Origin of the sequence: Actinosynnema pretiosum, assembly GCF_002354875.1 — a bacterium.
GTDB lineage: Bacteria > Actinomycetota > Actinomycetes > Mycobacteriales > Pseudonocardiaceae > Actinosynnema > Actinosynnema auranticum.
In genome coordinates, this window is the sequence record NZ_CP023445.1 from 3,413,974 (window position 1) to 3,434,088 (window position 20,115).

The 20,115-nt window shown below is 77.4% G+C and carries 17 protein-coding genes; 12 read left to right on the plus strand and 5 right to left on the minus strand.

Features of this window, described 5'->3' with window-relative positions; translation table 11 throughout:
• The first annotated feature begins 13 nt into the window (after positions 1–13).
• The 8 genes from CNX65_RS14835 to CNX65_RS14870 all read left to right on the plus strand — a co-directional run bounded on the left by CNX65_RS14835 (position 14) and on the right by CNX65_RS14870 (position 6,763).
• On the plus strand, positions 14–325 hold the full coding sequence (locus CNX65_RS14835; protein ID WP_096493529.1) for a PAAR domain-containing protein: 312 nt from the start codon (positions 14–16) through the stop codon (positions 323–325).
• Positions 322–729, plus strand: a complete 408-nt coding sequence (locus tag CNX65_RS14840) for a GPW/gp25 family protein (protein WP_096493531.1) — start codon at positions 322–324, stop codon at positions 727–729. Before CNX65_RS14835 ends, CNX65_RS14840 begins: the two co-directional genes overlap by 4 nt.
• Positions 729–2,681, plus strand: coding sequence for a putative baseplate assembly protein (locus tag CNX65_RS14845; RefSeq protein ID WP_096493533.1), 1,953 nt, complete (start codon positions 729–731; stop codon positions 2,679–2,681). Before CNX65_RS14840 ends, CNX65_RS14845 begins: the two co-directional genes overlap by 1 nt.
• Complete coding sequence (locus tag CNX65_RS14850) at positions 2,678–3,253, plus strand: phage tail protein (RefSeq protein WP_096493535.1); 576 nt, start codon at positions 2,678–2,680, stop codon at positions 3,251–3,253. The genes CNX65_RS14845 and CNX65_RS14850 overlap by 4 nt, the downstream gene beginning before the upstream one ends.
• Before the next feature lie 512 nt (positions 3,254–3,765).
• Positions 3,766–4,773, plus strand: a complete 1,008-nt coding sequence (locus CNX65_RS14855) for a zinc ribbon domain-containing protein (RefSeq protein ID WP_096493537.1) — start codon at positions 3,766–3,768, stop codon at positions 4,771–4,773.
• Positions 4,774–4,799: 26 nt separating this feature from the next.
• The gene (locus tag CNX65_RS14860) at positions 4,800–5,825 is read left to right on the plus strand and encodes an NAD-dependent epimerase/dehydratase family protein (RefSeq protein WP_096493539.1); all 1,026 of its coding nucleotides are present in this window, start codon (positions 4,800–4,802) and stop codon (positions 5,823–5,825) included.
• 73 nt (positions 5,826–5,898) lie between these two features.
• The gene (locus CNX65_RS14865) at positions 5,899–6,522 is read left to right on the plus strand and encodes a helix-turn-helix transcriptional regulator (protein ID WP_096497789.1); all 624 of its coding nucleotides are present in this window, start codon (positions 5,899–5,901) and stop codon (positions 6,520–6,522) included.
• A gap of 1 nt (position 6,523) precedes the next feature.
• On the plus strand, positions 6,524–6,763 hold the full coding sequence (locus CNX65_RS14870; RefSeq protein ID WP_096493541.1) for a hypothetical protein: 240 nt from the start codon (positions 6,524–6,526) through the stop codon (positions 6,761–6,763).
• 203 nt (positions 6,764–6,966) lie between these two features.
• Here CNX65_RS14870 and CNX65_RS14875 read toward each other — a convergent pair whose 3' ends face one another.
• A complete protein-coding gene (locus CNX65_RS14875) occupies positions 6,967–10,404 on the minus strand; it encodes a BTAD domain-containing putative transcriptional regulator (RefSeq protein ID WP_096497790.1) in 3,438 nt (1,145 codons plus the stop codon).
• A gap of 237 nt (positions 10,405–10,641) precedes the next feature.
• The gene (locus CNX65_RS14880; protein WP_096493543.1) at positions 10,642–14,442 is read right to left on the minus strand and encodes a BTAD domain-containing putative transcriptional regulator; all 3,801 of its coding nucleotides are present in this window, start codon (positions 14,440–14,442) and stop codon (positions 10,642–10,644) included.
• Between the two features lie 751 nt (positions 14,443–15,193).
• On the opposite strand from CNX65_RS14880, the gene CNX65_RS14885 reads away from it, so the two are divergent.
• The 4 genes from CNX65_RS14885 (at position 15,194) to CNX65_RS14900 (ending at position 18,109) form a co-directional block, all read left to right on the plus strand.
• On the plus strand, positions 15,194–15,628 hold the full coding sequence (locus CNX65_RS14885) for a universal stress protein (protein WP_096493545.1): 435 nt from the start codon (positions 15,194–15,196) through the stop codon (positions 15,626–15,628).
• A gap of 254 nt (positions 15,629–15,882) precedes the next feature.
• Positions 15,883–16,350, plus strand: coding sequence for a hypothetical protein (locus CNX65_RS14890; protein WP_096493547.1), 468 nt, complete (start codon positions 15,883–15,885; stop codon positions 16,348–16,350).
• 60 nt (positions 16,351–16,410) lie between these two features.
• Positions 16,411–17,535, plus strand: a complete 1,125-nt coding sequence (locus tag CNX65_RS14895; protein WP_096493549.1) for an NADH:flavin oxidoreductase — start codon at positions 16,411–16,413, stop codon at positions 17,533–17,535.
• 355 nt (positions 17,536–17,890) lie between these two features.
• Entirely contained in the window at positions 17,891–18,109 is a 219-nt protein-coding gene (locus CNX65_RS14900; protein ID WP_096493551.1) for a hypothetical protein, read from the plus strand.
• Positions 18,110–18,185: 76 nt separating this feature from the next.
• Here the strand turns inward: CNX65_RS14900 and CNX65_RS14905 are convergent, their stop codons facing one another.
• The 3 genes from CNX65_RS14905 to CNX65_RS14915 are packed head-to-tail and all read right to left on the minus strand — an operon-like array spanning position 18,186 to position 19,799.
• Complete coding sequence (locus tag CNX65_RS14905) at positions 18,186–18,782, minus strand: GNAT family N-acetyltransferase (protein WP_096493553.1); 597 nt, start codon at positions 18,780–18,782, stop codon at positions 18,186–18,188.
• On the minus strand, positions 18,772–19,110 hold the full coding sequence (locus CNX65_RS14910) for a hypothetical protein (protein WP_096493555.1): 339 nt from the start codon (positions 19,108–19,110) through the stop codon (positions 18,772–18,774). Before CNX65_RS14910 ends, CNX65_RS14905 begins: the two co-directional genes overlap by 11 nt.
• Before the next feature lie 59 nt (positions 19,111–19,169).
• Positions 19,170–19,799: a DUF6292 family protein gene (locus CNX65_RS14915; RefSeq protein ID WP_157767662.1), complete on the minus strand. Its 630-nt coding sequence runs from the start codon at positions 19,797–19,799 to the stop codon at positions 19,170–19,172.
• Positions 19,800–20,115 lie beyond the last annotated feature (316 nt).

The following is a 20,115-nucleotide window of genomic DNA, read 5'->3' on the forward strand; positions in this document are numbered from 1 at the left end:
AGGAGGACCAGCCATGCCCATGGCGGCCAGGATCAACGACAAGACCACGCACGGCGGCACGATCGGACCGCCGAAGTCCGCGAAGGCCATGACCGTGCTCGTCCAGGGCCTGCCCGCCGCCGTGGTCAGCGCCCAGCACGTCTGCATCATCCCGCCGCACGCCATCGCGAGCGTGGCGAACCTGGTGCTGCCGGGGAAGTCCCTGGCCAGCAGGGTGTTCGTCGGCGGGCTGCCCGCCGCCGTCGTCGGCGACCAGACCTCGTGCGGGGCGCAGATCATCCCGATCCCGCCGCTGCGCACCGTCTTCGTCGGGGGGCCGCTGTGAGCGGGTTCATCGGCCGGGGCTGGGGGTTCCCGCTCGGCGTCGACGCGCGCGGCGGCATCGGCATGGTCGAGCGCGAGCAGGAGATCCAGGAGGCCGTGCGGCTCATCCTCGGCACCGCGCCCGGCGAGCGGCCCATGCGCCCCGAGTTCGGCTGCGGCATCCACGACCTGGTGTTCGCCTCCGCCGACGGCGCCACCGCCGGGGACATCTCCCGCGAGGTGCGCACCGCCCTGGAGCGCTGGGAGCCGCGCATCGAGGTCACCGACGTGGTCGTCGCGTTCGACGCGGTCGACACCGGCACGCTCTACATCGACGTGCGCTACCTGATCCGCAGCACCAACGACCCGCGCAACCTGGTCTTCCCCTTCTACACCATCCCCTCCGAGGAGAGCGAGGTCGTCTGATGCTGCCCGCCCCGAACCTCGACGACCGCCGGTTCCAGCAGCTCGTGGACGAGGCCAAGCGGTACGTCCAGCAGAGCTGTCCGGAGTGGACGGACCACAACGTCTCCGACCCCGGCGTCACGCTGATCGAGACCTTCGCGCACATGGTCGACCAGCTGGTGTACCGGCTGAACCGGGTGCCGGAGAAGAACCACCTGGCGTTCCTGGACCTGCTCGGCGTCACCCTGTTCCCGCCCACCGCCGCCCGCGCGGGCGTCACGTTCTGGCTGTCCGCCGCCCAGCCGGACACCGTGCTGCTGCCCGCGGGGACCGAGGTCACCACGGTCGGCGGCGAGAGCTCGGGCGGCGTCGTGTTCGCCACCACCGACGACCTGCCGATCGTGCCGTGCGAGCTGGAGCGGCTGGTCACCCGCACCGACGGCGGCGAGCACGCCGACCGCACCAGGGACCTGCGCGGCAACGCCGACGTCGACCCGGACACCCGCAAGAACGTCCAGGTGTTCCAGCCCTCGCCGCGCGCGGGTGACGCCGTTCTGATCGGCCTGTCGGCGGCGGTGCCCCGCTGCGCGGTCGTGCTGCGCCTGGACAGCCGCGTGGAGGGCATCGGCGTCGACCCGAGGCAGCCGCCGCTGGCGTGGGAGGCCTGGGACGGCGCCGGGTGGGCGCCGTGCGAGGTCGACGAGGACGGCACCGGCGGGCTGAACCGGCCCGGCGAGGTCGTGCTGCACGTGCCCGCCGGGCACGTCGAGTCGAACATCGCGGGCAGCACCGCCGGGTGGTTGCGCTGCCGCGTCGTGGAACCCGTCACGGGGCAGCCGTTCTACTCCGAGTCGCCGACCGTGCGCGAGGTGGAGGCCTACACCATCGGCGGCACCGTCGTCGCCGAGCACGCCGAGACCAGCACCGACGTCGTCGTCGGCGAGTCGGCCGGAGTGCCGGGCCAGCTGTTCTCGCTGCCCTCCGCGCCGGTGCTGCTGGACGGGCCGCCCGTGGTCGTGCAGGTCTCGGAGGGCGAGGGCTGGGTCGACTGGTCCACCGTGGACGACTTCGGCTCCTCCGAGCCGGACGACCGCCACGTCGTGCTCGACGCGGGCACCGGCGAGATCCGGTTCCCGCCCGCCGTGCGCGAGGCCGACGGCGGGCTGCGCCGCTACGGGGCCGTCCCGGCCAAGGGCGCGGTGATCCGGGTCCCCCGCTACCGCACCGGGGGCGGGCGCGGCGGCAACGTGGCGCGCGGCGCGATCTCCGTGCTGCGCAGCTCCGTCCCGTACGTGGCGGAGGTGGTGAACCTGGAGGCGGCGCGCGGCGGCGTGGAGGCCGAGACCGTGCCCGAGGCCAAGCAGCGGGTGCCCCACCAGCTGCGCGCCCAGTGGCGGGCGGTCACCGCCGAGGACCACGAGCTGCTCGCCAAGCAGGCCGCGCCGTCGCTGGCGCGGGTGCGCTGCCTGCCCGCCGAGCACGGGGCGCGGGTGCTGCTGGTGCCCGACGCGGTCGCCGACGAGGACGACCGGCTGCGGTTCGAGCAGCTCATCCCAGGGCAGGAGCTGCTGACGACGGTGGCCCGGCACCTGGAGGAGCGCAGGCTCATCGGCAGCCGCCTGGTGGTGGAACCGCCGCGCTACCAGGGGGTCACGGTCGTGGCGCGGCTGGTGGCCGCCGAGTCCGAGGCCGAGCGGGTGCGGCGCGAGGCGCTGGCCGCCCTGTACCGGTACCTGAACCCGCTGCGCGGCGGGCGCGACGGCGAGGGGTGGGAGTTCGGCAGGCCCGTGCAGTTCGGCGAGGTCTTCGCGGTGCTGCAACGGGTTGCGGGGGTGTCGCTGGTGGAGGAGATCCGGATGTTCCCGGCGAACCCGATCACCGGGGCGCGCGGCGGGCCGGTGGAGCGGCTGGAGGTCGCGCCGAACGCGCTGGTGTTCTCGCACCAGCACCAGGTCGCGGTGGAGCAGCGGTGAGGGCCGCGCTGCCGGAGCTGCCCAGCAGCCACCCCATCGGCGCCCTGCTGCCCGCCCTGTACGCGGAGGACGGGTTCGCGCAGCGGTTCACCGGTGGGCTGGACGCGGTGCTGTCGGCGGTGCTGTCCACTGTGGACAACATCACCGCGTACCTCGACCCGGACCTCGCGCCGGAGGACTTCCTGGCGTGGCTGTCGGAGTGGGTCGCGGCCGAGGTCGACCCCCGGTGGCCGCTGGAGCTGCGGCGCGCGGCGGTGAGCCGGGCGGTGGAGCTGCACGCCAAGCGCGGCACGGTGGCCGGGCTGGTGGAGCGGGTCGAGCTGTCGCTGGGGGTGCGCGTGGAGGTGCTGGACGGGCCGGGCGCGAGCTGGTCGCCGGAGCCGGACGCCACGATCCCGGCGGGGCCCGACGGGCCGGTGGTGGTGCGGGTGCGGCCGGGGGTGGCGGCGGTGGACCGGGAGCGGGTGGAGGAGCTGGTCGAGTCGCTGTGCCCGGTGCACCTGAGGTGCGTGGTCGAGGTGCTGGACGGGGAGCCGGGGTCGGACGGGGAGCGGGGCGGTGAGGCGGGGTGAGCGCGGTGACGTGCCCGCAGTGCGGGGCGCAGGTCGGGCCGCTGGACGACTTCTGCGGCAACTGCGGGACCTACCTGGGGTGGGGGAGCGGGAAGCAGGGCGGGGGAGGGGGCGCCGCGGCGGCGTCCTCGGCCCCGCCTCGGGCTGAGCCGCCTCGGGCTGAGCCGCCTCGGGCTGAGCCGCCTCGGGCTGAGCCGCCTCGGGCGGAACCGCCACGAGCCGAACCGCCTCGCGCGGAACCCCCTCGTGCGGCCCCGCCTCGCGCGGAACCCCCTCGGGCTGAGCCGCCCCGAGCGGAACCGCCCCGAGTAGCGCCCGAGCCGCCGAGAGCGGACCGGCCCCGCGCTTTCCCGCGGTCCGCCGAGCCCTCGCGCGCGGAACCCTCGCGCGCCGAACCCCCGCGCGCCAACCCGCCCCGAGCCTTCACACCACCCGCCGACCCGCCGCCCGCCGACCCGCCCAGCGCCGACCCGCCCAGCGCCGACCCGCCCAGCGCCGACCCGCCCTGGGCCGTGCTGCCGACCGACGAGCAGCCGAAGTCCCCACCCCCCGAGCCCGCCGCGGCCCCCACCCCCACCGCGGCCCCACCACCCCGCCCCGAGCCCACCGGCTCCGCCTGGGCCCGGTTCCTCAAGGCCATCCGGTGGCCCTGGTGGGGCGGCCGGTCCACCAGCTTCGCCACCACCGGCGACACCCCCGCCCCCGCGCCCACCGCGTTCCGCCCCGCCGCCCCCGCGCCCGCGGCCGAGCGCGCCCCCGGCGACCTCGGCCCCGTCCTGCCCGGACTGCCCGAGGCCCGGCGCCCCGAGGCCACCACCCCGATCCGGGACGGCGTCGTCGGACCGCTGTGCCCCAACTGCGGCACCGCCAACCCGCCCGACCGCCGCTTCTGCCGCCGCTGCGCCACCCCGCTCCACCCGGAGCAGCGCGTCCGGCAGGACGCGCGCAGGCAGCGCAGGCGCTGGCGCGGCGACCGGTCCCGGCTGCTGCGCAGGCTCGCCGCCATCGCCGCGATCGCCGCCCTGCTGATCGCCGGCTACCTCTTCTCCCCGCGCGCGGTCGACCTGTGGCAGGACACCCTGGACAAGCTCGCCACCCCGGCCCCGGTCGGCCCCTCGGGCACCGCCGCCAGCGCCCAGCTGCCCGACCACCCGTCGAACCTCGCCGTCGACGGCGCCAGCAACCGCTACTGGGGCGCCCCGGCCGTCGGCGACTCGATCGAGTTCGCCTTCGCCGAGCCGTTCCGCCTGCTCGCCCTGATCGTGCACACCGGGGCCGCCGAGGACCAGCAGCAGTTCGCCGCCCAGGGCAGGCCCTCCTCGCTGGAGGTGATCACCACCGCCGAGGACGGCACGACCCGCGCCGAGCGGGTCGAGCTCGCCGACAAGCCCGGCCCGCAGCAGTGGAACACCGGTGTCAGCGACGTGGTCCGGGTCCGCCTGGTGATCACCGGCGCGGCCGGTCAACCACCCGGCGGGCACATCGCCCTCGGCGAGGTCGAGTTCTTCCGCAGGCCCTGATCACCCCCGAGCCGAGGAGCGCACCGATGGACATCGCCGTGGTCACCGACCCCACCGGGCTCGTCGGGGGCGAGGTGGTGCGCGCCCTCGGCCCCCGCTACGACCTGCTCGTCGGCCTCGACGCCACCGCGGGCCCGACCACCCCCGCCGAGCCGACCGCCCGCTTCCGCCACCACCGCGTCGACCTCGCCGACCGCGCCGCCGTCTCCGCCGTGCTCGCCGAGTACGGCGCCGACGTGCGCCTGGTCGTCCACACCGGCCGCGAGCCCGAGGGCCAGGACCCGATGCTGATCGCGGTGGGCACCTCGAACCTCCTGCACGCCGTGCACGCCCGCTGCCCGGACGCGGTGTTCGTGCTGAACTCCGGCGTGGAGGTCTACGGGACCGCTCCCAACCTGCTGCCCCTGGTCGAGACCGCCACCCGCTGGGACCTGCCCGAGGACCACCCGGCGCACGACCGCGGCCTGCCCGAGGCCCGCCACGTCGACCACGTCGAGCGCACCCCGCGCGGCACCGCCCTGCTCGCCGCCGACCTCGCCGCCCAGGACAGCGGCAAGCGGCTCGACGTCGCCGTCGGCGTCTTCCGCACCGCGGGCCTGGTCGCCACCACCGGCGAGTCCCCGTTCGCGCAGCACGGCTTCGTCTCCGCCCTCGTCCGCGACGCCCTGCGCGGCTCCCCGTTCGTGGTCCGGGGCTTCGGCGGCAAGCAGGTGCGGGACGTGCTCGACGTCGCCGACCTGGTCGAGATGTTCTGGCAGTTCGCCATGGCCCCCAGACCCGGCGAGGTCTACCACGCAGGCGGCGGCCGGGAGCGCAGCTGCTCCCTGCTGGAGGCCATCGCGGGCTACGAGCACCTCACCGACCACCAGGTCGCCTTCGACTACGACCCCGAACCCCGCTACGCCGACGTGCGCTACTGGAGCACCGACACCACCAAGTTCCGCGCGCACTACCCGCGCTGGCGGCCCACCACCGCGCTGCCCGACCTGGTCGCTGCGGCCCACCGGCACTGGTCGGCGCGGCTGGAGCGGCTGCCTGGAGAAGTCGTGTAGAAGCGGTTGAGAACGCGTGAAGCGGCCACCGGCAGAGTCGGACTCGCACAATCCGGGACTGTGGGAGGCAGTGGTGGATCAGCGAGTTCGGGTGGCGGTGCAGTCGACCGACCACCTCAGCCTTGCGGGGCTCACGAGTTACCTCGCGGGAAGGTCCGAGGTCGTGCTGGTGGGGCAGCGCGAGCGGGCGGGCGCGGACGTGGCCGTGGTGGCGGTGCCGAAGTTCACCGAGGAGGTCACCTCCCGGCTGCGGCGCGCCGCGACCGAGGCGGGGACGCCGGTGGTGCTGGTGCTCGACGAGGTGGGCGACGCGGACGTGCTCACCGCCGCCGAGTGCCGGGTCGTGGCGATCGTGCCGCGCACCGCGGCCACCGGCGACCGGGTGCTGCGCAGCGTCCTCGCGGCGGCCGAGGGCGGCGGGGTGATGCCGCCGAACCTGGTGGCCGAGCTGCTCAGGCACGTGCAGCGGCTCCAGCGCGAGCTGGTGGCCACCGAGACCGGCCCCGACCGGCTCACCTCGCGGGAGGCCGACGTGCTGCGGCTCATCGCGGAGGGCCTGGACACCGCCGAGATCGCGACCAGGCTCAGCTACTCGGAGCGGACCGTGAAGAACGTCTTCTACGGCATCACGACGCGGCTGCACCTGCGCAACCGGCCGCACGCGGTGGCGTACGCGCTGCGGAAGGGGATGATCTGAGGTGGCCGCCCCCTCCGGCGCGGACCGGGGCGGTGACGGCGGGCCGGTGGACCGGAAGGCCGACATGCGCCGGGTGGTCGACCTGCTCGTGCGGGGCATCCGGGCGACGGGCGCGCCGAAGGCCGTGCCCGCGCCGCGCGGCCCGGCTCCCGCCGACCCGGACTGGGTGATGTCGCGGGACGGGGTGATCGGCGCCCCGCTCGTGGCCGGGGAGAGCGGTCCGGCGGGTCCGCTGCCGTGACCGGTCCCCGCGCGGCCCCGAACCGGGGGAGGGCCGCCGGGGGAGCGAGCAGGGGTGGCCCCGAGCACCGCCCGGACGCGGCCCGCCGACCGTCCGGAGTGGACCGGGAGCGCTCCCGCACCCCGAACCCGATCCCCACTGGCCCGATTCCCGCTGGCCCGATCCCCGCCGGCCCGATCCCCGCGTGCCCGGCCCGCACCGGTTCAGTCCCCGCCCGCCCGCTCCAGCAGCCGCCGCACGTCCCACCGCGCGCCCAGCGCCTCGTGCGCCGCCAGCGCCTCGCCCAGCGCCGCCCCCCGCTCGGCCGCGCCCACCCCGGACCGCCCGGCCAGCAGCACCGCCCGGTCCTCCAGGGTCTGCCCCAGCTCGAACACCCGCCCGGCCCGCCGGTAGTGCCCGGCGACCTCGGCCAGCCCGTCCGCGTCGCCCTCCAGCACGCACCGGCACCGCCGCGCCGCAGCCGCCGCCCGCGCCGTCGTGCTCTCCCGCGCCGCCTCCGCCTCGCACGCCTCGACGGCCTCGCGCGCCGTGGCCCGGTCCCCGCAGGCCAGCGCCAGCCGCACCAGGTCCGGCAACCACTGGTGCCGCAGCATCATCTGCGCGAACCGGGTGTCCAGGATCGCCCCGAGCAGCTGCACCGCCCCCGCCTCGTCACCGGCCCGCGCCGCCCCCATCGCCTCGGCCGCCACCAGGAAGTCGCAGTTCTCCCGGTCCGCCGCCGTGACCAGCGGCAGGTTCGCCCCTGCCGCCAGGTGCGCGGCCAGCGCCGCCCCGTCGTCCCGGTGCGCGGCGATCAGCGCGGCCACCCCGTGCAGCAGCAGCACCGGCCCGCCCTCGCGCAGCCCGAACCCGGTGAACTCCTCCGCGTCCGCCATGACCGCCCCGAGCCGCGCCACCGCCCCGTCCCAGTCGCCCAGCCAGAACCCGTGCACCGCCGACGCCACCTGCAACCCGGCGACCGGCGTGCCCGGACCGGCCACCCGGAACGCCTGCTCCAGCACCTGCCCGGCCTCGTCCAGCCGGTCCAGGCACTGGAGCGTGAACACCCGGTTGTCCAGCAGCACCAGCCGCAGGTCGGCCAGCGCCACGTCCGTGCCGACCACGTCGAGCGCCTGGTCCAGGTAGCCGACGGCCCGCGCGTAGTCCCGCCGCACCGCCTCCACCTGCCACAGCACCTCCAGCGCCTGCCCGATCGCGAACGGGTCGCCCGCCCGCTCGCCCACCGCGATGGCCTGCCGCGCGCTCACCGCCGCCTGGTCCAGGTCCCCGACCCCGGCCCGCTGCACCAGCGACAGCAGCGACAGCAGCCGCGCCCGCCAGGTGTCGGTGAGCACCGGGTCGGCCAGCGCCTCCCGCAGCTCCGCCAGCGCGGCGCGCGGCCGGGACGCCCGGTAGGGCACGTACGCCAGCGTCCAGCGGGCCTTGGCGACCTGGTCGGCGTCGCGCAGACCGGGCAGCGCGCGCCGGGCGTGCTCCTCGGCCTCGGCGTCCCGGCCCACCCGGAACAGCACCGAGCTCAGCCGCGCGGCCAGCGCCGACCGGGTGTCCTGCGGGGCGCGCGGCGAGGCCAGGCACCGCTGCAGCAGCTCCACCGCGACCAGCGGGGCCCGGTCCCCGAGCGGCTGCGCGTTGCCGACCACCCAGCGCACCGCCCACGCGTCCACCTCGCCCGCCGCGGCCATCAGCTGCCCGGCCACGTGCTCGGCGGGCGCCCCGGACTCGGCGAGCGCCCGCGCAGCCTGCTGGTGCAGCGCGGTGCGCAGCGCGGACGGGGTGCCCTCGTACAGGGCCTGCCGGATCACCGGGTGCCGGAACGCCATCCGCGACCCCGCGTCGCGCAGCACCCCGGCCGCGACCGCCTCGGTGAACGCGCCCAGCAGGTCCGGCACGGGCCTGGCCAGCACCACCGACAGGTCCTCCACGGAGAACTCGCCGCCCAGCAGCGCCGCCCAGCGCAGCACCTGCCTGGTCGGGTCGGTCAGGAAGTCCAGCCGGTCGGCCACCGCCGACACCAGCGACACCGGGGTGCGGTCGAGCACGTCCGGGGCGACCTCGGCGATCCCGGCCGACACCAGCACCGCCCGCTCGCGCACCAGCGCGTCGGCGACCTCCCGCACGTACAGCGGGTTGCCGCCCGCGCGCGCCGCGACCCGCCGCAGCCCCGGCCCCGGCGCGGCCCCGACCAGCTCGCCGACCACGCTGGTGACGGCCGAGTCGGTCAGCGGCAGCAGGTCCAGCACCGCGCCGCCCGCCTCGGCGTCGCGGCGCAACCGGGCCACGTCGACCCGGTGCGGCACCGGCCGCGCCGCCCCGACCAGCAGCAGCGGCTGCCTGCGGGCGACGCCGGTGAGCCGGTGCCACAGCTCGGTGCTGCTCTCGTCGGCCCACTGCAGGTCGTCCATGACCACGGTCAGCGGCCCGTCCCCGCACAGCCGCTCCACCAGCGCGCCCAGCCGCTCCACGGCCGCCGCGATCGGGTCGCCCGCGGTGAACACCGACCCGGACGGCGGGCGCTCGTCGCGCAGGGCGCGGGCGGTCGCGGCGCGGCGCGGGTCGGGGGAGCGCACGTCCACGTCCAGGCAGTCCATGGCCAGCCGCAGCGGGAACCGGGTGCCCAGCTCGTCGGCGACGCCGTGCGCGACGCGGTGACCGGCGTTCGAGGCGAGCGCGGTCACCGCCGCGAGCAGGCTGGACTTGCCGATGCCCATCTCGCCCTCCACCCACAGCACCCGCCCCCGGCCCGAGGACGTGGCCCCGATCAGCTCCCGCGCCACCCGCAGCTCCTCGTCCCGGCCGACGAGGTGGTCGGCCTCACCGCGCCGGGGCCGGGGGATGGCGGCGGCCTGCGGCGGGTCCTGGCCGGGGCCCGCGCGGTGGTCGCGCAGCACCAGGTCGCGGGCGGCGCGCAGGCCGGGGCCGGGGTCGACGCCCAGCTCGTCGCGCAGCACCCGCCTGGCCTCCCGCAGCACCTCCAGCGCCTCGGCGCTGCGCCCGGCCCGGTGCAGGGCGAGGGCGAGCAGCTCGCGGGCGCGCTCGCGCAGCGGCTCCTCGGCGACCAGCGCGCCCAGCTCGCCGATGACGTCGCCGTGCTCGCCCAGCGCCAGCGCCGCCTCGGCCCGCGCCTCCCGCGCGGCGGAGCGGGCCTCGCCGAGGGAGGCGCGCCGGGCGCGGGCGAACGGACCGTCCAGCCCGGACAGGGCGGTGCCGCGCCACAGCGCCAGCGCCTCGTCGAGCGTGCGCAGCGCGGCCCGGTGCTCCTCGGCGGCGAGCTGCTCGCGGGCGCGCTCGCGCAGCGCGGCGAACGCGGCCACGTCCGAGTCGGCCGCCTCCAGGCGCAGCCGGTAGCCGGAGCCGGACGACTCCAGCAGCCGGGGCGGCGTCCCGCGCGGCCGGTCGGGTTCGAGCGCCTTGCGCAGCACGGACACGTAGGTGTGCACGCTGCCGCCCGCCGTGGCGGGCGCGTCGTCGCCCCACACGCCCCGGATCAGCTCGTCCCGCCGCACCGCCGCGCCCGCGCGCAGGGCGAGCACGGTGAACACCCCGCGCTGCCGCGACGACCCGAGCTCGACCTCCCGCTCGCCGACCCAGGCGCGCACCGGCCCGAGCAGCGCGACCCGCAACCCCACCGCCCCACCGCTCACGCTGCCCCTCCCGCCCGCCGCGCGCCCGAAGCGCGCCCGCTCCACCCGACCACTCCGGTCGCACGGGCGCGCCCCGCGGTTCCCGAGCACCCCGAAGTCCCGCGGCCCGCGACCGGGTCACCCGGACCGCTCCGGCGCGCCGGCCCGACGCGCCCGACCGCCCCGCTCCGCCCACCGCACCCGGTCAACCCCGGCGCCACCACCCGGAAGACCCGCGCCCGCATCCACCCTCCAGCCTCATCGCGCTCCCCGCGCCAACCGCCCGAACCGCGCCCGAGCCCGCCGCGCGTCCGCCTCCGCGCCGAACCCCCGGTACACCTCCACCGCCTCGGCGAGCCGCACCTCGTCGCCCAGCAGGACCGCCGCGTCCTCCAGCGCCCCCGCCAGGTCAACGGTCCGACCCGCCGCCCGGTAACGCCCCGCCGCCACCAACACCTCGGACGGGTCAGCGGCCAGCAGCCCCCGGCAGTGCGCCGCCGCCACCTCCGCGCCCTCGTCGAGGCACACCCGCAGCGCCCGCTCCGCCACGTCCCGCGCGCCCTCCACCAGCGCCGACCGGGCCAGCAGCGGCATCCAGCGGTGCCGCGCCAGCAGCCCGCGCGGGCGCAGCAGCGGCACCAGCGCGGGAACCGGCGCGCTCCCGGCCAGCGCCCGCGCGACCGCCAGGAAGTCCGCCTGCTCGTAGTGCGCGGGCAGCACCGGCGGCGGCACCCCGTCCCACCGCACCGGCAGCCCCCGCCGCACCCGCACCAGCGCCGCGATCCCCCGCCCCAGCAGCACCCGCCCCCGCTCGCGCGACCCGGACCGCGCCACCCCGTCCTCGGCCCGCTCCAGCGCCCGGTCCCACCGGCCCGTCCAGTAGTCCTGCTCGGCCGCCCGCACCAGCGCCGCGCCGTGCACCAGCGCCCCCGGCGCGTCGGCCCGACCGGCGCGCAGCACGGCGTCCGCGTCGGCGAACCGGTCCAGCGCCCGCAGCGCCTCCGCCCGGTCCGCGACCAGCTCGTGCCACAGCCCGACCAGCACCGGGTCGCCCGCCACCAGCGCCGCGCCCTCCTCGGCGCGGGCGAGCGCGCCCGCGTGGTCGCGCCGCGCCATCGCCACCTGCCACCGCGCGCGCAGCGCCAACCCGTCCGCGAACCGGTCGCCGGGCGGCACGGCCAGCGCGTGCGCCTCGGCCGCCACCACGTCGTCCAGCCCCTCCCGGTGCACCACCGCCAGCAGCGCCCGCATCCTGGCCCGCCACACCGGCGCGCCCGCCGGGTCCGCGATCGCCTCCGCGAGCATCCGGGACGCCTCGCCCGGCTCGCCGTCGTCGTGCTGCAACCGGGCCAGCACCCAGCGCATCTCCCCGATCCGGTCGGCGTCCCTCGACCGGGCCAGCACGTACCGGACCTCCGCGTCGGGCCGCTCGCCGAGCAGGAACAGCAGCCGGGCCAGCGCCGCCAGCAGCCGCTCCCGGTGCGCCGGTTCCAGCGCGGGCTGCCGCGCCACCGACCGCAGCAGCTCCACCGCCGCCTCGGGCTCGGCCGCCGCGAGCGCGTCGGCCCGCGCGGTCAGCCAGTCCACCACCCAGTCGTCGGCCAGCTCGGGGGCCGCCGCGATCTGCCCGGCCACCACCGCCACCGCCGCACCGGCCTCGGCCAGCGCCCGCGCGGCCTGCCGGTGCAGCGCGGACCGCACCGCCTCCGGCACCCCCAGGTACAGCACCTGCCGCACCAGCGGGTGCCGGAACGCCAGCAGCTCGTCGCTGTCCACCAGCAGCCCCGACTCGGTGGCCTCGGACAGCGGCCCGAGCAGCCCGGACGCGGCGGTGCCCAGCGCGGTCGCCACGTCCGCCACCGCGAACCGGTCGCCGAGCAGCGCGGCCCGGCGCAGCACCTCGGTGGCGTCGTCGGACAGGAACGACAGCCGCCTGCCCAGCGCCGCCACCAGCGACGGCGACGCGGTCCGCCCGACCCCGTCCACGTCGGCCACCCCGTCGCGCAGCTCCAGCGCGCCCTCGCGCACCAGCGCGTCGGCCAGCTCGCGCGCGTAGAGCGGGTTGCCGCCCGCGCACCCGGCCAGCCGCAGCAGCTCCGGTCCCGGCTCGGCCCCGACCTGCTCGGCGAGCAGTCCGGCGACCTCGGGCTCGGACAGCGGCCCGAGCCCCAGCACCAGCCCGCCCCGGTCGGCGGCGGCCCGGCGCACCCGGTCGACGTCGCCGCGCCGGGGCACCGGGCGGGCGGCGGCGACCAGCAGCAGCGGCAGCTCCCCGGTGAGCCCCAGCAGCCGCCGCCACACCGCGACGCTGGCCTCGTCGGCCCACTGCGCGTCGTCCACCACGAGCACCACGGGCCCGGCCGCGCACAGCTCGGCGACGAACCCGGTCAGCCGCTCGGCGGCGGCGGCCACCGGGTCGCCCAGCCAGGAGGCGGGGTCGTCGAGCGCGGCGGCGAGCGCGACCCGGCGCGGGTCGGCGGAGCACGGCGACACGTCGAGGCAGTCCAGCACCACCCGCAGCGGGAAGCGCCCACCCAGCTCGTCCCCGCGCGCGCAGCCGAGCTGCACGTCGCGGCCGTCCAGCGCGACGTCGAGCAGGGCCGACTTGCCGATCCCCGGCTCACCCTCCACCCACACCGCCCCACCCCGCCCGGCCACCACCTCGGCGACGGCGGCCCGCAGCGCGGCCAGCTCCCGCGCCCGCCCGGCGAAGCCGCGGGGGACGGCGGCGGGGGTGGACAGGGCGGGCCGCCCACCCGCGTGCTCACCGGCCGCCGAGGCGTCCGGACCGGACCAACCGGAGAACCCGTCACCGGACCCACCGCGCGGGAACCCGGACCCCGCCCGACCCGCGCCCACCTGTCCGGCACCGCTTTGTCCGGCACCGGTCCGTGCGCCACCGCTGTGTCCGGTACCGCTGTGTCCGCTACCGGTTTGTCCGCTACCGGTTCGTCCGGCACCGGTTCGTCCGACATCGGACTGTCCGGCACCCGGCGGGCCATCGCTCGGGAAACCGCTGCCTGCCCCACCCGCGTTCTTCCGGTCCCAGCCTGCCCGGTCCCAGCCTGCCCGGCTGCTCCCCGCCTGCCCGTTCCCCGCCTGCCCACTTCCCGCCCGCCCGCTCTCCGGACGTCCGCTGCCTGACTGGCCCGCACCCGCTCGTCCGGAACCCGCCTGCCCGCCTCCCGCTCGCCCGCTGCCAGCCCGGTGAGCGCCCTCCTGCCCACCGCCGGTCCACCCGCCCCCGCCCTGCCCGTCCCCGCCGCGCGCCCACGCCCCCTCGTCCGCGGCGCCCTCGTGGTCCCCGAGCACCTGGCTGTGCGCCTGCCGCAGCGCGGGCCCCGGCTCGATCCCGAGCTGCTCGACGAGCGCGTGCCTGGCGTCCCGGAACACCTCCAGCGCCTCGGCCTGCCGCCCGCCCCGGTGCAGCGCCTGCATCAGCAGCGCCCGCAGCCCCTCCCGCATCGGGTGGTCGGCGGTCAGCGCCGTCAGCTCGGCGACCACGTCCGCGTGCCGCCCCAGGCCGAGGGCCAGCTCGGCCCGCCGCTCGACGGCCGCCAGCCGCAGCTCCGCCAGCCGCGACCGCTGGGCCTCGGCGAACGGCCCCGGCACCCCGGACAGCGCGTCGCCGCGCCACAGCCCGAGCGCCTCGTCCAGCTCCCGCAGCGCGCCCGCCGGGTCGGCGGCGGCGAGCCCCTGCGCGCGTTCCCGGTGCGCCTCGAAGCGGTGCACGTCCAGCCCGTCGGGCTCCAGCCGCAGCGCGTACCCGGCCCCGACCGAGTCGATCACGCCGGTCGCGGCGCGGCGCGAGCGGTCCGGGTCGAACGCGCGGCGCAGCCCGGACACGTAGGTGTAGAGGCTGGCTCCCGCCGTGGCCGGGGGAGCGTCGCCCCACACGCCGTCGACCAGCTCGCCCCTGGCCACGGTCTGCCCGGCCCGCACCGCCAGCATGGCGAACACCGCCCGCCTCCGCGCGGCCCCGACGTCCACCTCGGTCTCGCCGCGCCACGCCCGGACCGGCCCCAGCAGGGCGACGCGCAGCGGCGCTCCACTAGGCACGGCGACTCCTCCCGGAATCCCGGAGGGGAGCGGTTGTGCGCGCCGAGTTGGAATACCCGGTCATCCCCGACTGGTGCTCCACAGCACAACACTTACTCGTTCCCGGTGGCGCGACGGTGTGCGCGACAACGCGACCACCCTCGTTCCCAGAAACATATTCACTTTCCGTGCCCGGACACGGGCATTGCGGTGAACGCGGATACTGCTCCGGATGGGGTAACTCGCACCAGCGCGCGTCGGAGTGCCGAGGAAAAATACTCGGAGTGGAAAAAGTCATGCGAGCCTCATCACAACGGGTTCTTCCTGTCATCGCAAGTGCTTGAGGTGTGAAGGACGTGCACGCGCGGTGCGCCACCTGAAGGAATGACCGAACAACCGGAAAGCGCGCCGAACACCCCGGCTGAGACATCGCCGCCACCACCTCACCCGCTCGGTCGCCCCGCACAACCACCCGCCCGCGATCGCCGCCCCACCCGCGCACGCCCCACCCGCGCGCCCGCCGGCGGCCGTCCGCGACCGCCCGCGCGACGCGCCCGCCGGGCCCGACCGCTCGGTGATCCGTTCAACCACCGGTGCGGTCCCGTTCATCCCCGCCCTGCCCGATCCCGCGCCCGGACCGGCCCGCTCCCCGCCCGCCGCGCCCCGTTCGCACCCTGCTCAGGGGTGCTGGAGGTCCCGCCGGTCCCGGTACCGACGACCCTGGGGCGCCGCCGCCCCGCCGAGCAGGATCAGCGGTGTGGAGGTGGGAGTGATGACGGAGAAGCCGATCGTCGTGGGAGTGGACGGGACCGCCGACGGTGAGCGCGCCCTGGTCTGGGCGCTCGACGAGGCCGCGACGCGCGGCTGCCCGCTGCACGTGGTCAGCGCCTGGGACTACGAGCCCCTCGCGGACTGGACCGAGCAGGCCGAGACGCTGGCCCGCCGCCGGGCCGAGACGATCGTGGACAACGCCCTGCGCGGCGCCGCCGACCGGCCCCAGCCGCCCGCCGTGGTGCGGCGCGCGGTGCGCGGACCGGCGGCCGAGGTGCTGGAGTCGGAGGCCGCGGGCGCGGCGATGCTGGTCGTGGCCGCGCACACCGGTCGCGGACTGCGCCGCTCGGCGTTCGGCCGGGCGCTGCTGGGCACGACCAGCGCGCACTGCGTCCGCCGCGCACCCGCCCCGGTTGTGGTGCTCCCCGCCCGCTGACCCCGGCGGAACGGGACCGGGCAGCGCCGCCCGTCACCCCGGAAAACCACGAACCGGGTGAAAACCCCCGAACGACGTCACCGATGATCCGCGCGGAGGACACCGACCCCGGTGCTCCACCGCGCTGTCGGCGTTCACACCCGGCAATTCACGCCCCCGTGAACTCCTGTCCGGTCCACCACACCACCCGGTATCCAGCGCTTAGCTCAGTAGGGTGACCCGGTTGGTGGACCCGACCCCCGCAGGAGTGATGCGTGAACGACTGGCCGCGACTGACCCAGGACGAGCAGCGCGAACTCCTGGCCGTGATAGCCGTGACCCTGCTCGAATCCGCCCCGTCCGACTGGCAGCGGATAGTGCTGGAGCACCGCCAGCTCGGCGGCCACATCGAGATCAGCGTCGGCCTGATCAGCGAGGACGGCGCCCTGCGCGCCTGGACCCCGCCCCAGCGGGTCTGGCACCGGTTCCAGGACCTGCGCGCGGGCGCGCGCGAACCCGACCGGGGGACGTGGTTCACCGCCCGCTACACCCTGGAGCGCCCGGACCGCTTCGACGTCCACTACGAGTGGACCGCCGAACCCGAGTTCCGCGAACCCCCGACCGCCCGCGACTACCGGGAGGACCGGGAGGAGTTCCCCCGCGGCCCCGAGCACACCCCGGCCTGGTTCCGGGACCGGCTGCGGGAAGCCGTCGGCGATCCCGGTCACAAAGCTTGCCTCTGACGTCAACGTCAGGTTTTAGCGTTGGCTCCAGCACCCGAACAACCGGCACTAGGAGCCCTCGTGTCCACCAGCAGCGCAGAGCGCGCGGCAACCCTGCTGTCCCGCCCCTTCACCGTCGGCTCGCTGACCGTGCCCGGCCGGGTGGCGATGGCCCCCATGACCCGCGCCTTCTCGCCCGACGGCACCCCCGGCGCCGACGTGGCCTCCTACTACGCGCGGCGCGCCGCGGGCGGCGTCGGCCTGATCGTCACCGAGGGCACCTACGTCAACCACCGCTCGGCGGGCCTGAGCGACCGCATCCCGCGCTTCCACGGCGAGGCGCAGCTCGCGGGCTGGGCGAACGTCGTCGAGCAGGTCCACGCGGCGGGCGGCACGATCGTCCCGCAGCTGTGGCACGTCGGCATGGCGCGCCCGGCGGGCGCCCCGCCGAACCCCGACGCCCCGTCGATCGGCCCGTCCGGCGTCGGCATCGGCGGCACCGCCGACGGCGACACCATGACCCAGCGGGACATCGACGACGTCGTCGCCGCCTTCGCGACCGCCGCGGCGGACGCCGAGCGCATCGGCTTCGACGGCATCGAGCTGCACGGCGCCCACGGCTACCTGATCGACCAGTTCCTGTGGGCGGGCACGAACCGCCGCACCGACGCCTACGGCGGCGACCCGGTGGCCCGCACCCGCTTCGCGGCCGAGGTCGTCGCCGCCGTGCGCGCCGCGGTGTCCCCGGACTTCCCGCTGATCCTGCGCATGTCCCAGTGGAAGATGGGCGACTACGCCGCCCGCATCGCCGACACCCCGCAGGAGCTGGAGGCGATCCTCGCCCCGCTCGCCGCCGCGGGCGTCGACGTCTTCCACGCCTCCACCCGCCGCTACTGGGACCCCGAGTTCGACGGCGAGGGCGACCTGAACCTCGCGGGCTGGATCAAGAAGCTGACCGGCAAGGCCACCATCAGCGTCGGCTCGGTCGGCCTGGACGCCGACGTGTCGAAGTTCTTCGGCGGCGACCCGTCCGCCGCGCGCACCGACGTCGACGCCCTGCTCGACCGCCTGGAGCGCGACGAGTTCGACCTGATCGCCGTGGGCCGCGCCCTGCTCGCCGACCCGGAGTGGGTGGCGAAGGTCGTGTCGGGCCGCGCCGACGAGATCACCCCGTTCACCAAGGACGCCGCGACCACCCTGGTCTGACGCGTCCGGCGCCGCCGGGCGGCGCGGGACCCCACGGGGCTCCGCGCCGCCCGGCGCCGTCGCACCGCCCCCCGCACCGCCCCCCTCGAACTGCCCCGACGAGGGCCTCCGATCAGGGCCGGGGACCCCGCGCCCACCCCCGGCAGATCACAGCCGCGTACAGTCGTGGGTGTCGGGGTCCAGTCGCGGCACCAGCCGCTGCGGTTCCCGGTCCACGCCGGCCCGGTGGTCATTCGGCCGGGGATCAGGAGACCGGCTTGCAGCCGGATCGCCAGCACGTCCCTCCCGCAGCACCCGCAGCACCCGTCCTCGGCGCACCGCGCGGTCGCGCCACCCACGTCGAACGGGGTGCCCGATGAGCTGGAGCGCGAAGATCTCCCCCGAGCGGAGCGTCTCGGCGGGTCGCGACGCGGCGCGCGAGGCCGCCGACCGGGCCGAGACCGCCCACCGGCACCGCGCCGCCCTGGTCGTCGCGGACCACTCCACGAGCGTCACCGACTGCCGGGAGCTGCTGGTCATGCTGGGCCTGTCCGGCCGGGTGCCGGGCACCGCCGCCCCCGAGCGGCTGCCCTAACGACCCGTGAACGCGTGGTGGGGGGCAGGTCCGCGGACCTGCCCCCCACCACGCGCCCCGGACCCGCCGCACGCGCTCACCCGCGCGCCGTCGGGTCCAGATCCCCTGGGCGCAGCCGGAACACCCGTGTGCCCTGGCCGAAGTACTTCCCGGTCTCCCCGACCCAGCCCATGCCGTCGCGGTCGCCCACCACGTCGCCCACCACGTCGTCCGCCGCGTCCTCGGCCGACGCGACGCCCCGACCCGCGAGCCGGACCACGGAGAACACCTCGGTGACGCCGTGGCCGAACGCCCACGCCGCCAGCGAGCCGACGCACCCGGCGGTGTCCCGCGCGCCCGGCTCGGGCAGCCAGTCGACCTCCCAGTCCTCGCCACCGGGCGGCAGCGGCAGCAGCGCGGCCCCGCCGACCACCCGCCCGTCGGCGACCCGCTGCACCGCCCACCGCCCGGCGGGCGACTCCAGCGACCCGCCCTCGGCGATCCAGCCCGCGAGCAGCAGCCGCATGGCGGCCAGGTCGGGCACCGACCCCACCCTGGGGCTCAGCCCCCGCCCGCCGCCGTCGCCGCCGTAGAGCGCCAGCGCGGCCTCGGCGTCCTCCGCGCGCCAGGCGCGGAACACCAGCCCGCCGCCCGGCGCGGTCGGCCCCGTGCGGGGCCGGGGCTCAGCCCGCACCGCCCCACCCGTTCGAGCGACCGCGCGCGCCCTGGCGCTGGGCGGAACCGGAGCGCGCGCCGCCGGAGCGGCCCGAGCGGCCCTGGTGGCCGTCGCGCCCGCGCGAGTCGCGGCCGGAGTCGCCTCGCGGCGCCGAGGGGCGCGCGGGCCGCCACGCGGGCGCGTGCTCGTCCCAGCCCTCGCCGAGCGGCGTCAGCGACGGCACGAAGCGGGGGTCCGCCGTGCCGCTCTGCTCCCACGGGACGGCCTCGCGGCTGTCGCTGTCGGGGTGGCTGAACACGACGGGCTGCACGGCCTCGGCGGTGGTGCTCATCTGCGTCTGGGGCATGGGGTTCCCGGTCCTCCGGTGGGGTGTGGTCGGCGGTGCCGCGCTCGGCGGCGCGGTGGTCATCGGGCCCTCGCGCGGCGGCGCATCCGCCCGGCGAGCCCGGCCCAGTCCGCCTCGCGGACCAGCGCCAGCGGGCGTCCGCCCCCGGTGCCGCCCGCGACGGCCTCGGCGACCAGCTCGGCCACCGCCTCCGGCGCGGGCACCAGGTCGCCCGCCGGGCGGGACAGCACCACGGGCTCCTCGCCGGGGCGCGTCTCGACCGACACCACCCAGCCGCTCGGGGCGCTCCAGACCAGCATCAGGTCCCGGCCGGGGTGCGCCTCGGCGCGCTCGCCCAGCGCGAGGTAGGCGGTGGCGGTGTCGGTGACCTCGAACGAGGTTCCCTCGATCGAGACCCCGACGGCCTCGGCCACCACCTGGACGTAGTCGGCCAGCGCGTCCGCCAGCACGTGCGCGCCGTCGTGCCTGACCGCGTCGCCACCGTCCTCGGCGGACCGCTCGGGCCCCGCCTGGGCGGGCACCCCCGGCCACGCCGCCGGGGTGCGCCGGGGCAGCGGCGCGCGTTCCTGCCCGGCCCCGCGCGCCGGGACGCCGCCCCGTGCGGGGACGTCCTCGCGGGACCTGCCCTCCCGCCGGGGCGGGAAGGAATTCCTGGGGCCGGGTCGGGTGGATGTCCTGCTTCGAGTCATGTGGCTCCGTGTCCTGGGGCCCCGCCGGTTCCGCGTTCCCCGCCGCGCCGGGCGCGAGCGCCCGCGTGCGGGGTGAACCGGGTCCACCCGCACTGGCGCGACTGCCCGGTCCGCGCGGCGCGCGGGCTGTCGCGGTGACCGGCCGGAGGTGATCGACAGGCCGTGGAGGTGGTGGAGCGAGCGGGGAACCGCGGCGACGCGGTCTCCCCGAGCCCGAGCGGCGAACCGGATCGGGCCGGTGAACGCGCTCCTGCGGGACGCAGGCAGCGAGTGGATGTGCCCCCACTGTAACCCATCGGGCCCGCGAGAAGGGGCC

Bases quoted from the DNA above. Each gene is read 5' to 3' on its own strand.
- CNX65_RS14835 (WP_096493529.1), top strand. From the start codon at position 14: ATGCCCATGGCGGCCAGGATCAACGACAAGACCACGCACGGCGGCACG.
- CNX65_RS14885 (WP_096493545.1), top strand. From the start codon at position 15,194: ATGACGGAGAAGCCGATCGTCGTGGGAGTGGACGGGACCGCCGACGGT.
- CNX65_RS14915 (WP_157767662.1), bottom strand. From the start codon at position 19,799: ATGACTCGAAGCAGGACATCCACCCGACCCGGCCCCAGGAATTCCTTC.
- CNX65_RS14910 (WP_096493555.1), bottom strand. From the start codon at position 19,110: ATGCCCCAGACGCAGATGAGCACCACCGCCGAGGCCGTGCAGCCCGTC.
- CNX65_RS14860 (WP_096493539.1), top strand. From the start codon at position 4,800: ATGGACATCGCCGTGGTCACCGACCCCACCGGGCTCGTCGGGGGCGAG.
- CNX65_RS14845 (WP_096493533.1), top strand. From the start codon at position 729: ATGCTGCCCGCCCCGAACCTCGACGACCGCCGGTTCCAGCAGCTCGTG.
- CNX65_RS14900 (WP_096493551.1), top strand. From the start codon at position 17,891: ATGAGCTGGAGCGCGAAGATCTCCCCCGAGCGGAGCGTCTCGGCGGGT.